Raw genomic sequence first — 15,518 nt, 5'->3', positions numbered from 1 at the left:
GGTAGATCCCATTGATTGCCAACCTAATTCCAAATCTGTTTTATGCCTGTTCCCTCCGTAATCACATTCGTTAATACCCGTATTTTGGGGCTTTTTATAATAGGAATAACCGCAGCTACTCCCCTTTATGCACAGCAGCCCAAAGCCAATGATTCAACCACTCCGCTTCACCTGCTGAAGCCCGATTATCCGGTTCCGTACGGTCAACCGAAAATTGAGGAGGTGGCCAGTGTGCTTAACCGGATCTATACCTATCTGGATGCCAATACACCTACGCAGCTTATCGATAAGGAAACGAAAAAAGATATTACTTCGGGAGGAGCCTTCAACCCGAATGCAATTTTCAAACCCGGCGACTTCCGGCTTATCAGCTACGAGTGGGGTGTTACGTACATGGGCATGCTACTCGCCAGCCAGGCTACCGGTGATGCCCGCTATGCGGATTACACCAACAAACGGCTTCAGTTCATTGCCGATCAGGTGCCGTATTTCCGCGCACAGGTAACGGCCGATCCACACGCCAATACGCCCATGCGCTCAGTAATGGCCCCTCATGCGCTGGACGATGCCGGAGCCATGTGTGCCGCCATGATCAAAGCCAGCCGAGCCGGTGGAATAAAAGCCGATCTACGGCCGATGATCGACAATTACATCAATTATATCCAGACTAAAGAATTTCGGCTGACCGATGGCACGCTGGCTCGCAATCGGCCGCAACCAAATACACTTTGGCTCGATGATCTGTTTATGAGCGTACCGGCCCTGGCTCAAATGGGCAAACTAACCGGCGACCGAAAATATTACGATGAGGCTACTAAGCAGGTTCTTCTGTTTTCGAAACGGATGTTCAATACCCAAAAGGGGCTCTACATGCATGGCTGGGTCGAAGGCATGAGTGTTCATCCGGAGTTCCACTGGGGTCGTGCTAATGGCTGGGGAATTTTAACGGCGGTCGAATTGCTGGATGTCCTACCCGAAGATCACCCCAATCGTCCGGCGATTCTGGACCTGCTGAAAGCTCACGCGAAGGGCCTGGCGGCACAACAGTCGGGTTCAGGTTTCTGGCACCAGCTTCTCGACCGCAACGATTCGTATCTGGAAACCTCAGCCACGGCCATATATGTGTACTGCTTTGCCCACGCCATCAATCGGGGCTGGCTCGACCCGCTGGCATACGCACCTGCGACTTTACTGGGCTGGAATGCAGTAGCGACCAAAGTAAACGCAGCAGGGCAGGTTGAAGGGGTTTGTGTTGGTACGGGCATGGGGTTTGATCCTGCCTTTTATTACCACCGACCTATTAACCCCTATGCTGCTCACGGCTACGGCCCTGCGTTGCTAGCAGGTGCCGAAGTGATCAATCTGATCAAAAGCCATACGTTCGAAATCAACGACAGTTCGCTGCAATTGCTGAAAAAGAAATAGATCGTTTTCACTTTTCCAATCCCAAAATGGCTTGAGAATCGTTTGGGATTGTTATACAACTTGACGATGAAATTCATTCAACAACTTTTGGGTTGGAGCCTACTGGTAGGTTGTCTTGCCGCTATTCAACCTCAACGGCCAACCCTCTACATCATCGGTGATTCGACGGTTAGGAATGGTTCGGGCAACGGCTCTAATGGCCAATGGGGTTGGGGAAGTCTCATCCACAACTATTTCGACACGACACGAATTCACATCGAAAACCAGGCCATTGGCGGACGAAGCAGCCGTACCTTCCTGACCGAAGGGCGCTGGGACAAGATCATGGCTACGCTGAAACCGGGCGACTTCGTGATGATGCAGTTTGGCCACAACGACGCCGGAGCCGTCAACGATACTTCCCGCGCCCGTGGAACTCTCAGAGGCATTGGCAACGAAACCGAGGAGATTGACAATATGCTGACCAAAAAGCATGAAATCGTGCATACCTATGGCTGGTACATGCGCAAGTACATTGCCGATACCAAAGCGAAAGGAGCTACCCCCATTGTGTGTTCGCTGGTGCCACGGAATGTCTGGAAAGATGGAAAAATAGAACGGGGCTCGGCTAGTTATGGCAAATGGGCAGCCGAATGCGCGCAATCGGAAGGAGCTTTCTTTATCGACCTCAATGAGATCGTGGCCCGGAAATACGAAGCTGGATTTGACGAAGCGAAGCTTAAAGCCGAATTTTTCCCGGCCGATCATACCCACACGAATCTGGCAGGCGCCAAACTCAACGCCATTTCGGTGATCGAAGGACTTCGTCAATTACGTGATTGTAAACTCAATCAGTTTGTGAAGATGTCTACTAAATAAAGTATCCGCTATCGGCAGGAATACCTCATGAATGGGTCCTGACAATAACGGATACTATCTGAGCTACCGGCTAATACTCTTTTGAGAATCAGGCAGGTGAGTTCAGGAGAGTTAGTCGAAAAATACTGACTTATTTTGAGGAATACGTTTTATCATAGGTTTTGCAGGATAGGCCCACCAGACTTCTGGTGGGCTTATTTTTATGCCTGCGGGCTAAATTTTCACCGCCTGACGGGCTAGCAATTTCCAGCTACCTTTCTGTTTGACCCATACCAGCAAAACTGATAGTTTCACTTGTCCTGGTTTGCCTTTGTCGAGTGTTTCGGCCGACAGTTTATGACGAACCAGAGCCGTGTTGTCTACTACGGTTACGACCTGGTCGGTCAATTCGATGCTGACAAAATCCGACGCACCACTGGTCAGGGCTTCGATAAAAGCGGCTTTATCTTCAATTTTTCCACCCGAATGACCGTAGCTCAACTGATCGGCAGCCAACGCATCCAGCTTGGCTTTATCGGGCGAGATCATCAACACCCGTAGTTGCTCAACAGCCTGACTAACAGCATCCTGGTCTTTAGCAGGCGAAAAACTGGTCAGCATCAACGTAGTACAAAGAGTTACGAAGGCAAGCGCAATTGATTTCATTTACATGCAGAGATTTATTAACAAAAATTGATTGAACAGTAACAGCGAACGGTGGTGTTGCTGTTCAGTCAAAAAACTTTCTTATATCTTTTTTACCGTAAGTAACTTTCAAATTTACTAGAAGGCAATTTGATGCGACTCACGTTAAAACGTTAGAGCAATTGGGCCACAAAACTAGTTAAAAATCAGCCTCATTCGACTCTTTCATTTTCTTTTTCGCCTGACGCAACCGATAGTTGAACGTCAGATTAAATTGCCGCAGTCTCCCCTGCGAACTGGCTTCTGTGTAAAAATTGGCTCCTTCGGTAATAGAGCGATATTTACGCGAGTTAAAGACATCGATTATGTTGAACACCAATGTGCCGTTGTTGTTTAAAATATCCTTGCTAATCGAAAGATCAAGTGTGGCAATGGCCCGCCGACTTCCTTGAGGTGTTTTTTGAGGAGCCTCGTAATTGGCCCGCAATTGGGCATCCGTATTTTTCCAGAACGTAAACCGCGAGGACGTTCGGGCAAACCAGCTATAAGTGTCGCTCTGATAGCTGGCATCCAGGTTACCGCCGTTGGTAATGGCCCGGAAGAAATTAAGGCTACCGTCGAGTTTCCACCATTTATAGAGTGCATATGAGCCCGCAAACTCAGCGCCGTAGGAATGTTCGGTAGCCAGGTTTTCAGGCCGGGTGGTCGAATTCCCCTGCGCATCGACCCGACGGATACGAATAATTTTGCCGGTCGTATATCGGTAATAAACCGACGAGCTAAACGAGCCTTTCTCGACGTATTTGATATGACCAAGTTCAAACGCATCGGTGAATTCAGGGTTCAGATCAGGGTTGCCGCTGAAAAAATTCCGACTATCGCTGAAGGTCATAAACGGGCTGAGATCATTGTACTGAGGGCGACGGACCCGACGACTGTAACTAGCTTGTAGTGCATGCTGATGGGGCAGATCGTAGGTTGCATGCAGGCTCGGAAACAAATTAGCATAGCTACGGGGGTTCACATCGTTGGTTTGTTTGAGCGTAGTGGTTACGGCGGTCCACTCTGCCCGCAAACCTGCCTGATAGGAGAATTTTCGGATCTTATTACCTACAATTCCGTATAGGGCATTAATCTTTTCCTGATACAGAAAATCGTTGGTCAGGTTCGGCAGGGCAAACCAGCTTCCGTCCGAATTCTGCTGCGTCACGGTATAATCGTTCGTCATATTCCGCGTACTGCTCCGAAGCCCACCCTCCAGCTTTCCATCCTTTCGAAACGGACGTACATAATCGATCTGAACCAGAAACTGCTTTTCGGTTTCGTCATTGACCGCTCGCTGCAAAATATTCGGAATGCCCGACGGAGCGCCACCGGGCAGGAACGTTTGCTGGGTAAAATACTGATCTGATTTCTCCCAATTGTCCAGATACCGGACATCAGCCGTCAGTTCGTGCCCTTCTCGTGCAAAGGTCTTTTTATAGCTGACCGTATATTCGGAGTTTGGCTCGGTTTCGGTTTCGTCCTGCGTTCGATTGGTGATGCCTTTCGGGTTAGCCAGATTGGTCACGTAATCCAGATAATGGATGTCCGAAAATCGCTTCCCTTTACTAAGACGCCAGGTATAGGCGGCTGTCAGGATGCTTTTAGGATTGAAATAATAGTCAATACCAGCCCGAGCGTTGTTGTTCTGCCCTTTCAACTGACTGGTCGAATTTTGCTGGGAAATAAACGTTGAATCGTTGCGGTACACCTCCTGATAAATCGAATTACGGCCGGGCGTATTTCGGTACGAAGCCGTATAGTTGATAAAGAAATTCAGGTTTTTGCGTCGATAGTTAACATTAGCGGCTGCACCAAAATTGGCCGGATAACCGGTGATGACGTCGAAGGAGCCGTTGAATCCTTCTTTCCGCTCCTTTTTCAATACGATGTTAATGATACCGCCCATGCCTTCGGCTTCGTACCGGGCCGATGGATTGGTAATCACTTCCACCCGTTCGATCATGCTGCCCTGCAATTGCTGCAAACCGGCTCCACCCTTGATACTGACCAGGCCCGACGGTTTTCCATCGATCAGAATCCGAACGCTATTGCTGCCCCGCAGACTGACATTTCCCTCGCCATCAACCGACACCGATGGGATATTTTTCAGAATATCCGATGCCGTTCCACCCGCGTTTGCCAGATCTTTACCAACATTGAAGATTCGTTTGTCGAGCGATAATTCCATCTGGCTTTTCTCCCCAACAACGACGACTTCTTCCAGCTTTTTCGCGCTCGATTTCAGCACCGATACGCCAAGCTGGATATCCTGTTCGGCTACATGAAGGTCAGCAATAACTTTTTCCTGATACGAAACAGCACTGGCTTTTAAACTGTAATGACCTGGTTTAGCCTGTAAAGCAAATTTTCCGCCCTCATCGGCAACCACCCCCGAAATAGGTGTCGAGCCAGATGTCTGATACAACGCAACCGATGGAAAGGGGACGGGTTTATTGGTTTCATCGACAAAGGTACCCCGAATCCAAACCTGGCGCTCCGTTTTTGGGGCCTGAGCGAAGGCAAGTGAAGAATAAAAGAGAAAGAGAAAAAGACGTAGAGTAGATAAAGGCATAGTTGAGATTTGACACCTTCGCCTACCGAGCCGTCAAAAAGGTCAATAAACGAGGGTATGACAACGAGGATGAATCTGTAAATAATACACAAAGAGACGACAATGGACTATCTACCAATTCTCAACTCAATCTTTCTAACGCCCCCTCCCAACCAATCCACTACTTACTCACAGGTGTCAGGGTCACAGGCCCCAGCAGACCGGAGGGCTTGGGCTGCCATCGTTCGGCGGTAAACAAACCCGCTTCATCGCGGTCTTCGCGGAGCCGGGGCGACATATTGATGTTATAAAAAATCTTCCAGGGCTGTTTGTGCTGATCCATGTCGATGATGCGGTTCGCCATACTATTTGAGACCGTCACCACCAGCGAATTGGCGTCCCGCAGGAGTGAACCCGGAACGAAAACCTGATAGGTAGGCCCAATCAGCGTACCTAAATTCTGCCCATTCAATTGTACACTTGCACTCTCGGCCACCTTACCCAAATCCAGCAACCAGCCGTTGCCCGTACCCGCTGGCTTTGCAAAAGATAGGGTATACGTAGCCGAACCTGAAAATTGCTTAACGCCCTCGTCGTTCAGTTCAGTCCACGATCCCAGTTTGTCCACCTCAACAGGAGCCGGAAGTTTAGGGCCTCCCGATACAAATTGAAGCTTCCATTTACCCGTCAACGGCATCGAATTCCCAGTGGGCTTATAGTAGGCATAGGTTTCGCCCGACATCGTTGTTTCCGACGTTTCAAGCAGGCAGGACTCACCGGGAGTCAGTTGCAGATAGACCTCGCTTGTACCGGTAGCCGATGTCCGAAACTGAGCCATACCCAGTTGCTCCGTCATCGGGTTATAGAGAGCAACCGATTTGGCGATTGTATGCAACGGTACCCAACCGTCCACAGTTTTATCACCCATGTTGGCAATGAAATAATACTGCCCTTTGCGGTTTCCAGTGGTGTAACTTCGACGAATAAACCGCAAACCCTGATCGGCCATTGTTTCCCGTTTCAGTCCGGCACTGGTTAGCAGTCTCTCAACATCCTCACCAACCCACACAGTCCCTTTTCCCACTGTAGCCCGCTGTACACCAGTCGTTGCCGTTGGGGCAAATTTTACGTCTGTCAGCAATTTCTGAAATACTTCCTGACGGCTGTCGAGATTCTCCAGACCAGGCACACCAATGGGTAGCTGACCGCCAAATACAATGGTTGCTCCACGTTCGGCCAGAGCCAGCAATTGCTTAAGGGTAGGCAACGGTAGATACTGCGCGGCTGGTACCATAATAGCCCGATAGGCATTTCCACCCGTCAGAAGTTGATTTCCCATATTGGTTACAGTCAGTAATTGTTTATCAGAGATATAGTCGAAACCGTAGCCTTTTTCCCAAAGCGTTTTGGCCTGTTCCTCAATCGGTAAGCCGTTAAATCCTTTGTCGAGTCCGTCAAAATGTTGAAGCAGTTCTTTGCCCGGTAGTGTGTATGCATCGTAAATGGGCAGGTAAAGCAGGACATCATTGCTGGGCTTACCCATCTGAAGGAACGACTGACAACGGGCTACGTATTGATTGAGTTTACTGAAGTCCGTCCAGAACGAGTTGTTGGGATTGAAATGAACGGCGGCATAAAACAACCAACCCGGCCAGGCAGCACTTTGCGGTGAATAATTGGTGCCGTGATAAAACGTGTGATTTACACCACCTAGCAGAAACAAATCTATGTCGCGTTTAATATCGCTCAGTTTCGACAGGAAATGCTCGTTATCCCAGGTTGCCGACTCCGAAGAGGTTAATTTCTTACCCGTTACGTGCGCAGCCGAAGAGGCAAATTTGATTCGCAGAATCTCCTTTCCTTCAATTTCGGGAATGTCAGTTACAGCATACAAGTCCAGGATGTTGGCCGGTGAGCCGTGGGCCTGATTACGGATCAGGGTTCCCCGGCTATGCGCCCAATCGTGCCAGGTCTGGGTATAATTTTCGAGGAGTAATTCCGAAATGGTTTCACGGTAATCGCTCAGGACACGTCGGGCTTTATCAGTCGGGTTTTTCACCGAACGAGTTGCTCCGAATAAGTCAGGCAGGTGATTACGCAGGTCGTAGCCTCGCCGTTTCTGAAATTCGGCAAACAGGTTCGGCGTCCAGTTGCCTTCGCCCTGTGCATCATCGACCTCGTATGAATCGTTGAAAAACGCCCGGATGCCCTTCACATTTCGGCCTTTAAAGGCTTCGTCGAACCGCTTGAGGTAGTGTTCAGTGGCTGCTTTTGAAAAATGGTCGATCACATCACCCTCGCCACCGGGGCCAGCTCGTTCCACCATCTTACCATGCCAGCCTTCAAATACAGCATAGAGCGTCCAGTCGCCTGCAGGGGCCGTCCAGTTCAACCGCCCCTGTGCATCCACTTTTTCGGTTAACTGAATCGGTTGATGATCGGGTGCATACGCCACCAGCGCCTGTAAAGGCAGCGGTTTTTCAAAGCGTACCTGATCGAAGGCATGCAGTTGCAAATCTGGATTTTTCGCAATCGGGTCGACCAGTTTATCCAGCGTAATGGGCTGTCCGATCGTACGAACAATTGGTTTCTGAACAAACCGAATGGGCTCTTTCAGATTTTCTCCCCCTTTCAGGGCGTAGGTCTGATAAGTCACGTACTTGCAGGCATCCGTCGATGAGACCCACGGCCCACCAAACGGCCAGCCCGATGCCTGCGCCAGATCGACACCCATCCCCAACCGATTGGCCTCGCTCAAGGTATGGGTTAATCGGTCCATCCAGGTGGGCGACAAGAAGTTAATGAATTGGCTCTCCGCTCCTTTTACACCATAAATCGGGGTAATCTCAACTCCACCCAGGCCCGCTTTCTGATACTGTTCGAGTAAGTGAGTCAGGTCTTTAGGATTTACCGCACTTCCCATCCACCACCAGCGCGTCCAGGGTTTGGTTTGCTGCGTAATAGCAGGCCATTTGGGTTGTGCCACCAGACAAGTGGCTTCAGATAGCAGTAATAAGAGTAAAAAGTAGCGAAAAAGGCAGGATTTCATTGAAATAAGGGTTAAGAGTCGCCCTCACCCCCTGCCCCCTCTCCCAAAACAGGAGAGGAGAAGCTACCTAATTTCCCCTCTCCCAAAACAGGAGAGGGGGCAGGGAGTGAGGGAAACCAATCAGGGCAACAGATACACCGTCAGCGAGCGGGCACCATGGGCACCGATCACCAGACTCTGTTCAATATCGGCCGTTTTCGAAGGGCCGCAGATAAACGTACCGAAGCCCGTGGTATCCACTTTCAGCCGCTTATAAGCATCGTGCATGTTGGGTACCATCGTCGATTGCCGGATGACAATCACTAAATATTGCGTGATCATGGGAGCCACGCGTTGCGGCAGTTGCTGCTCATCAACCCAGATGGCGGCATTTTCGGCTACGGCAATTGGCCCTTCTATGATCGCTACATTCAAATCGGCCAGTTCGTGCGGGTCCGATACGGCCATCGTCCGGTCGGCCAGATCAGCCAGTTCCGGGATCGTCGTAGCAACGCTTTTCAGGTCTGGGTACTGACTCTGTAAATCAGCTCTGATAGCAGCATAATCGGGTACGACCATGGCTCTGCCTCCCACAAACGTCAGCACATCGATGAACTGCTGCGTCAGATCGGGGAATGTCGACGTAAACGTAAACTGCTCAGGCAATGGGCGTAACGCAGGTTGATTAGCCTTGATATTCGCCAGAATTTTTTCGCGCGCGGTCATGCTTTCTTGTTATTGATATACCAGTCACGGAAGCTCTCGGCGGGTGGTTCGGGCATCTCACGCTGATTGTACCAGGGATTAAATCGATTTTCGGCCAGTGCGGGGGTAAATCGCAGCACACCACGCCCAATTTTACCCGCCATCCGGTATAGTCGGGGCGACTCCAACACGGTAGCCATGGCTTTCATGGCGGCTGTTTTCCCGCTCGGCCCGTACCCGTCTTTCATGAGCACCTGCCGCCATTTGTAGAGCTGGTCGTGAATATCAATCTTTACCGGACACACGTTGGAACACGACCCGCAGAGTGTGGACGCAAAGGGCAGGTCGGCGTTTAGTTTCATGTCCAGGTTCGGAGCCAGAATGGAACCGATAGGCCCGGCAATGGCGCTGTGGTAGCTATGCCCGCCCGACCGTCGGTAAACCGGACAGGTATTCAGACAGGCCGCGCACCGGATGCACTTGAGGGAATTCCGGAAATCGGGCCGGCCCAGTTGACGACTACGCCCATTATCGACGATCACAATGTGCATCTCTTGACCCGGCCGGGGACGGTGAAAATGACTCGAAAAAGTAGTGATCGGTTGCCCGGTGGCTGAACGCGCCAGCAAGCGCAGGAAAACGCCCAGATGCTCCGCTTGGGGAATGATCTTCTCGAAACCCATCGCAGCAATATGAACGTCGGCCAGATGCGCGCCCATGTCGGCATTCCCTTCGTTGGTACAGACCACAAATCCACCCGTTTCGGCAATGGCAAAGTTGACCCCCGTGAGCGCTACTTTACGCGTCAGGAATGTGTCGCGTAGGTGCTGGCGAGCTGCTTCGGTCAGGTATTGCGGGTCAGTAGCGCCTTTTTCCGTACCCAGATGTTCATGGAATGTTTCGCCCACATCACTCTTTTTCAAGTGAATAGCGGGAAGTACAATATGGGACGGCGGTTCTTTACGCATCTGCACAATTCGCTCACCCAAATCACTGTCGATCACCTCAATACCATGTCGGGTCAGGTAGTCGTTCAGATGGCACTCTTCGGTCAGCATCGACTTCGACTTCACCATCCGCGTAACGCCCGCATCCTGAATCAGCTTATGTATGATCGCATTATGCTCGTCGGCATTTTCGGCCCAGTGAACCGTGATGCCGTTGCGTTTGGCATTTTCCTCAAACTGCGACAACAGATCGTGCATATTCGACAGCACATGATTTTTGATCTGCGAAGCGGCTTCACGCAACTGCTCCCACTCTGGAATCTGAGCCGCAGCCCGGTCACGTTTGGTTCGTACAAACCAAAGCGTTTCATCGTGCCAGTCGACCCGAGGTTCATCTTTATTGAACTCAACAGCAGCACTGGCGTGATCTAAATTTAGTTGGTTCATTTCTTTGAGGTTTACAGTTTACCGTCTTCTGTTTTCAGTTGGCTGACGCAAAGTAACTATCAGGCGTCAGCCAACTGAAAACAGAAGACGGTAAACAGAGGACTACATTAAACCGTTGCCGTTAGAATCTCTGCAATATGTTTAACCTGAACGGCTGAGTTAGCCCGCTTCAGAATACCTTCCAGGTGCATCAGACAGGATACATCGACGCCGGTAATGTAATTGACACCATGCCGGAGGTGGTCGGCGACACGGTCTTTGCCCATCTTGGCCGACACGGCCTCTTCCGTTACGCAGAACGTTCCGCCAAATCCGCAGCATTCATCGCGTCGGTCCAGTTGCACCAGGTCCAGTCCATCAACCAGACTGAGTAGTTGCGCCGGTTTAGAAAACGGAGGAGCCACCAGTTCCGACATTTGCGCTAGATGCAAACCGCGCTGCCCGTGACAACTCTGGTGAAGACCAACCTTATACGGAAACGTTGCTTTCAGGGAAGACACCTTTACTATATCTGTCAGGAACTCCGTCAGTTCATAAATACGGGTACGGATGGCCGACGCTTCTGATTCGTTCGATGCATGCAGGTGGTCCTTGATATGTAACGTACAGCTTCCCGAGGGCGAAACGATATAGTCATAGCCCGAAAAATTCCGTACGAAATTCTCATTGCAACCACCCGTCAGATGCTCATAGCCCGAATTGGCCATTGGCTGGCCACAACAGGTTTGCTGCAGAGGATAATCGACTTCACAACCAACGTTTTGCAGCAGCTTCAGTGTGGCAATGGCTACGTTTGGGTAAAACTGATCGATGTAGCAGGGGATAAATAAGCCAACTTTCATAGACTATCTAAACTGGGGTATCAGTCTATCGTTTGAGAACACAGCAGACTGACTGTATTTGTGTAAAAATACCGGACGTTTCGGTTTTGGCCTTCCTGTACTCTCCTTTTATACATCTTTTTTAATGAAGAAACCAAAGCAGCCTGTTACGAACCTTTTATCCGGCACAAGTTAACGACTACTGCTGAATGTGTGTTAACTTGCCCTTCTTCGTATGAGGTGTTAACAAGCCAGCACAATCGCCTGTCCTTAGTTAAATCCAAATCTATTTGCGTTGATTAACCGCTCTGTTGCTCCACCAATAGCTCTTTCAATTAAACCAAACCCATTTTTTTACAACTAAATATGAAAGATATACTTTTTTGGCAACGTTCCCGACAACGTTTGCATAAAAAAAATCAGGTATTTTCTTCTTTATGTCTATTCTTTTTAAGAAGCTTATCTATGCCTTTCGTGTCTACCTATGGGTTACGAAGTGCCTTATATCATAGAAAAATCCATAAACTCCACTTGTTATGGTAGCGAAGTACTCTCCTTCAACCCAGGCTAGACGGCAAGCCTACGACAGTTTTGTCGATGTGTATCATAACGCATCGGTGCCGCTCTACAAACTACAATTTAACCCCAAAGACAAAACCCCCAAGTACAAGCAGATTGTACAGTCGGTCATTACCGACATCGAACGGGGCGTTTTGAAGAACAACGAGCAGCTACCATCGATCAGCGAATTAAGTGTAGAATACTATCTGGCACGCGATACGGTCGAAAAAGCCTATCGTGAACTCCGTGAACAGGGATACATTACGTCGGTACAGGGAAAGGGGTACTACGTACAGTCACAGGCCACGCCCAAGCTTAAGATACTGCTCATTTTCAATAAGCTAAGCTCCTACAAGAAGATCATTTATTACGCATTCCTGAAAGCCCTGGGCGATAAAGCCACGGTCGATCTGCAGATACACCACTACAGCGCCTATCATTTCAAGGAAATCATTGAGAAGAACCTGGGCAAATACAACTATTATGTCGTGATGCCGCATTTTACACAGGATCTGGATAAGGCGAATTATATGGAAACGCTGGAGTCCATTCCGGCCAGTGAACTGATTTTACTCGATAAGGATGTGCAGGAACTGGCCGAAACCCGGCTGAGCGTTTACCAGAATTTCGACAAGGACATTTGTGAGTCGCTTGAAAAAGCACAGGATCTGCTGATGAAATACAACCGTCTGGTACTCATCCTCCCCAGCGATGGCAACTACCCAACCGAGATTGCGCATGGCTTCCGCTCATTCTGCGTCAATTATGACAAAGAGTTCGGCATTAAAGAGAATGCCATGCAGGAGAGCCTACAGGAAGGTACAGCCTATGTGGTGATCGAAGAAACGGACCTATCGGAACTGGTAAAAAAAGTACGGCAAACCAACTACGAACTGGGCCATGAGATTGGTATTATATCGTTCAACGAAACCACACTCAAGGAGTTGCTGAACATCACCGTGATCACGACCGACTTCGAAGCCATGGGCTATACGGCGGCTTCACTCCTACTCGACCATAAGCGCATTAAGGTCAAAAACCCCTTCTACATGATCCGACGCGGGTCGCTGTAACAAAGAGCGAAAGAGTGAATGAGTGAAAGAGCGAAGCTATCCGGTAGGTTTTCGCTCTTTCACTCTTTCACTCTTTCACTCTTTATCAAAAAGTCACGCAGGACGGTATTGTATTCATCAGCGGCATTCAGGTAGGGGAAATGGCCTTTCTGATGAAAGGTATGCACCTGAGCAGTGGTGTAATACTGCTTTAACTGAGTCCGCAGCTCGGGTAAAATGAGCGGGTCATTATCCGACTCCAGAATCAGCAACGGAATGGCTGTTTGCTTGCCGTCGATGGGCTGAAACTTATCAATCACGCAGTGATAGCGGGCCAGAAACTGAGCTTTCGACATGTGACCGTACGAATTTTCGAGCAGTTGCGCCTTCGCCAGCGGATTATTTTCGGAAGCCGGAATGACCTGGCTTAACAGATTACCCCGTAGAGCATTCATGACCGCCCATTCGGGCAACCAGTTGGCTATGGCCACCTTGGTATGGTTCGCTTCTTCATAGATGTCATTCTTCGGAAAGGTATTACCCAAAACAGCTTTTTCGATCCGTTGTGGATACATTGCCAGCAAATACTGCGTCAGATACCCACCTAGTGAGCTTCCTACCACAATCACGGAGTCGATCTTTTCCTGATCAAGTATAGCTACCACTCCTTTGCCCAGATCCGATAGGGTATTGACCGGGGGATAGGTAAGGCTAACTACTCGATAAGTAGGGCTGAATGCGTTCATCTGCTGCCACCAGAAATCGTAGCCGCCCGTCATGCCATGCAAAAAGAGAATGGTCTTCGGGCCGTTTCCGAGTACCAGATACGTCCAGTCGTACCCCTGTGTGTGAATCGTTTTAGTGGGTTGTTTTCGAAAATCAGCCAGGCCGTTGATAGGCCTTTTATCCGAACCATCGTAGAGTTCAACAGCATCTTTCTTCGAAACAGGAATCAGGTAGGCAATAAGGAGCAGGGCGACCGGGAGCAGCCAGAGTAGACGTTTCTTCATGAGATTTTAGGTTACGTGTAAAAATAAACATGCAACCTAAAACTCCACAGCTTTTCACACATTCAGATGGTTTCTGGATGCGTAATTTTGCGCTTCTTTAAACGACTATGGCAGCAAACATTGATATTCTGGCAATAGCTAAACAACATTTAAACGACATCGCAAACGGCAAGGCGGGTCTGGAGCTGGCGGGCTATTATTCGCAAACGATTCAGCAGATCGAATACCCAAATCGATTGAATGTAAACGGCGGAATTAGTGACTATCAAACGCTAATAGAACGTTCAGAAAAGGGTAAGCACATTGTGATTAGCCAGTCGTACGATATTCAGAACGAATATGTAAGTGGCCATACGGTCATTCTGGAGGTAATCTGGACAGGTGTGTTTGCGATCCCAATTGGGCAGACACCTGCGGGCGGGGAGCTTAAAGCCCACTTCGCTCTGTTTATCGAATTTGAAGAGGGCAAGATTGTCAGGCAGCGGAACTACGATTGCTTTGATGCATTTTAATTTTACCTCACTCCTAGCCTGATACAACTAAGCCAAACCCCTTAGCCAATGATAGAGTGATTGAATGATTGAATAGCTGACGCTTTCTATTCAATCATTCAATCACTCTATCATTCAATCATTAAATTTCCGAATAGGCTGTTGGATGGAGCAGGTATATATCAGCCCGAAGAAAGTTGTGTGCATACTCAGGTTTAGCATTCAGGGATTTCCAGCCGGGGTCGGCGCTAAACGCTTTCCAGTGGGCATCACGCTCAGCTTTGTTCTCAAACGACGTCATGTACATCAGGCTGGGCAATTTACCTCCCGCCTTTACCTGTCCGCAGAATACCGTATTGAATCCCAGCCGTTTGAAGATGTCCAGTTCGCCATTGTTAAACTGAGCAATTTTAGCTTCGTGTAGTTTTTCAGTAGCGGCTTCGTATCGACGCAACTCATAAACACGGTCTGATGGTCCGGCAGTTAAGGTTGGGGCAACCAAACTCGGCATACCAGCAAACGCTTCCATCAAAACCGATTCAAAACCTTTGTAGACCGGGTTATTGTATTCGGCGTTGATATAATCCTGAGCGTCGGCTGCGTATTGTTTGTCTTTGGTGAGCCTTTCAGAAAGGCCCATAAACTGGTCGACGGATTTGTATGGAATAAGTACGTAGATCAGCGAATCGGCATCGGGTTTAAACACGCCCACCTTGCCAATACCTGCCCGATGTAATGCCGGTAGATAGGCCTGTTTGAGGTACGTTTCCAGCCGGTCTTTCTGCGGACTATCTTTCAGATGATAGATTTTCAACTGATAAAATTCGCGTTTGGGTGCAAAACCAAACGTAGATTCCACCTGAACGAAAAGAGCAACCAGTAGCCCTACGAAAAAAGCGGCTCTGGCATGGCAATAACTAAGCATACAACAAATAAAAAAATAGGTTTATGCC

At 49.1% G+C, this 15,518-nt stretch carries 12 protein-coding genes; 4 read left to right on the top strand and 8 right to left on the bottom strand.

Annotated elements, in window-relative coordinates:
- Positions 1–42: 42 nt before the first annotated feature.
- Positions 43–1,425: a glycoside hydrolase family 88/105 protein gene (locus ACYVFD_RS17010; protein WP_461091470.1), complete on the top strand. Its 1,383-nt coding sequence runs from the start codon at positions 43–45 to the stop codon at positions 1,423–1,425.
- A gap of 66 nt (positions 1,426–1,491) precedes the next feature.
- Positions 1,492–2,283 (top strand): rhamnogalacturonan acetylesterase, encoded by a 792-nt coding sequence (locus tag ACYVFD_RS17005; protein ID WP_461091469.1) that lies wholly within the window; start codon positions 1,492–1,494, stop codon positions 2,281–2,283.
- Positions 2,284–2,496: 213 nt separating this feature from the next.
- On the opposite strand, the gene ACYVFD_RS17000 is transcribed toward ACYVFD_RS17005, so the two are convergent.
- The 6 genes from ACYVFD_RS17000 to ACYVFD_RS16975 all read right to left on the bottom strand — a co-directional run bounded on the left by ACYVFD_RS17000 (position 2,497) and on the right by ACYVFD_RS16975 (position 11,472).
- Positions 2,497–2,928 carry a nuclear transport factor 2 family protein gene (locus tag ACYVFD_RS17000; RefSeq protein ID WP_461091468.1) on the bottom strand — a complete coding sequence of 144 codons (432 nt, stop codon included), beginning with the start codon at positions 2,926–2,928 and terminating at the stop codon, positions 2,497–2,499.
- A 178-nt stretch (positions 2,929–3,106) separates the two neighbouring features.
- Positions 3,107–5,524: a TonB-dependent receptor gene (locus ACYVFD_RS16995; RefSeq protein ID WP_461091467.1), complete on the bottom strand. Its 2,418-nt coding sequence runs from the start codon at positions 5,522–5,524 to the stop codon at positions 3,107–3,109.
- A 160-nt stretch (positions 5,525–5,684) separates the two neighbouring features.
- Positions 5,685–8,552 (bottom strand): glycosyl hydrolase, encoded by a 2,868-nt coding sequence (locus ACYVFD_RS16990; RefSeq protein WP_461091466.1) that lies wholly within the window; start codon positions 8,550–8,552, stop codon positions 5,685–5,687.
- Positions 8,553–8,672: 120 nt separating this feature from the next.
- Complete coding sequence (locus ACYVFD_RS16985; RefSeq protein WP_461091465.1) at positions 8,673–9,257, bottom strand: LutC/YkgG family protein; 585 nt, start codon at positions 9,255–9,257, stop codon at positions 8,673–8,675.
- On the bottom strand, positions 9,254–10,630 hold the full coding sequence (locus tag ACYVFD_RS16980; protein ID WP_461091464.1) for a lactate utilization protein B: 1,377 nt from the start codon (positions 10,628–10,630) through the stop codon (positions 9,254–9,256). The genes ACYVFD_RS16985 and ACYVFD_RS16980 overlap by 4 nt, the downstream gene beginning before the upstream one ends.
- Positions 10,631–10,737: 107 nt before the next feature.
- Positions 10,738–11,472 (bottom strand): (Fe-S)-binding protein, encoded by a 735-nt coding sequence (locus tag ACYVFD_RS16975; protein WP_461091463.1) that lies wholly within the window; start codon positions 11,470–11,472, stop codon positions 10,738–10,740.
- Positions 11,473–11,987: 515 nt separating this feature from the next.
- Here ACYVFD_RS16975 and ACYVFD_RS16970 point away from each other — a divergent pair.
- Complete coding sequence (locus tag ACYVFD_RS16970; RefSeq protein WP_461091461.1) at positions 11,988–13,085, top strand: GntR family transcriptional regulator; 1,098 nt, start codon at positions 11,988–11,990, stop codon at positions 13,083–13,085.
- Between the two features lie 59 nt (positions 13,086–13,144).
- Here ACYVFD_RS16970 and ACYVFD_RS16965 read toward each other — a convergent pair whose 3' ends face one another.
- Entirely contained in the window at positions 13,145–14,074 is a 930-nt protein-coding gene (locus tag ACYVFD_RS16965; RefSeq protein WP_461091460.1) for an alpha/beta fold hydrolase, read from the bottom strand.
- Between the two features lie 107 nt (positions 14,075–14,181).
- Here ACYVFD_RS16965 and ACYVFD_RS16960 point away from each other — a divergent pair, with 107 nt between their 5' ends.
- A complete protein-coding gene (locus tag ACYVFD_RS16960; protein ID WP_461091459.1) occupies positions 14,182–14,586 on the top strand; it encodes a nuclear transport factor 2 family protein in 405 nt (134 codons plus the stop codon).
- 121 nt (positions 14,587–14,707) lie between these two features.
- Here the strand turns inward: ACYVFD_RS16960 and ACYVFD_RS16955 are convergent, their stop codons facing one another.
- The gene (locus ACYVFD_RS16955; RefSeq protein WP_461091458.1) at positions 14,708–15,490 is read right to left on the bottom strand and encodes an NIPSNAP family protein; all 783 of its coding nucleotides are present in this window, start codon (positions 15,488–15,490) and stop codon (positions 14,708–14,710) included.
- Positions 15,491–15,518 lie beyond the last annotated feature (28 nt).

This window comes from Spirosoma gilvum (assembly GCF_054776815.1).
Note: the sequence above shows the minus strand (reverse complement) of the source record. Positions and strands in the feature narration are given on the sequence as shown.

What these genes read in the sequence shown, in the direction of transcription:
- ACYVFD_RS17010 (WP_461091470.1), top strand. Translation starts at nt 43, where the DNA reads ATGCCTGTTCCCTCCGTAATCACATTCGTTAATACCCGTATTTTGGGG.
- ACYVFD_RS17005 (WP_461091469.1), top strand. Translation starts at nt 1,492, where the DNA reads ATGAAATTCATTCAACAACTTTTGGGTTGGAGCCTACTGGTAGGTTGT.
- ACYVFD_RS17000 (WP_461091468.1), bottom strand. Translation starts at nt 2,928, where the DNA reads ATGAAATCAATTGCGCTTGCCTTCGTAACTCTTTGTACTACGTTGATG.
- ACYVFD_RS16995 (WP_461091467.1), bottom strand. Translation starts at nt 5,524, where the DNA reads ATGCCTTTATCTACTCTACGTCTTTTTCTCTTTCTCTTTTATTCTTCA.
- ACYVFD_RS16990 (WP_461091466.1), bottom strand. Translation starts at nt 8,552, where the DNA reads ATGAAATCCTGCCTTTTTCGCTACTTTTTACTCTTATTACTGCTATCT.
- ACYVFD_RS16985 (WP_461091465.1), bottom strand. Translation starts at nt 9,257, where the DNA reads ATGACCGCGCGCGAAAAAATTCTGGCGAATATCAAGGCTAATCAACCT.
- ACYVFD_RS16980 (WP_461091464.1), bottom strand. Translation starts at nt 10,630, where the DNA reads ATGAACCAACTAAATTTAGATCACGCCAGTGCTGCTGTTGAGTTCAAT.
- ACYVFD_RS16975 (WP_461091463.1), bottom strand. Translation starts at nt 11,472, where the DNA reads ATGAAAGTTGGCTTATTTATCCCCTGCTACATCGATCAGTTTTACCCA.
- ACYVFD_RS16970 (WP_461091461.1), top strand. Translation starts at nt 11,988, where the DNA reads ATGGTAGCGAAGTACTCTCCTTCAACCCAGGCTAGACGGCAAGCCTAC.
- ACYVFD_RS16965 (WP_461091460.1), bottom strand. Translation starts at nt 14,074, where the DNA reads ATGAAGAAACGTCTACTCTGGCTGCTCCCGGTCGCCCTGCTCCTTATT.
- ACYVFD_RS16960 (WP_461091459.1), top strand. Translation starts at nt 14,182, where the DNA reads ATGGCAGCAAACATTGATATTCTGGCAATAGCTAAACAACATTTAAAC.
- ACYVFD_RS16955 (WP_461091458.1), bottom strand. Translation starts at nt 15,490, where the DNA reads ATGCTTAGTTATTGCCATGCCAGAGCCGCTTTTTTCGTAGGGCTACTG.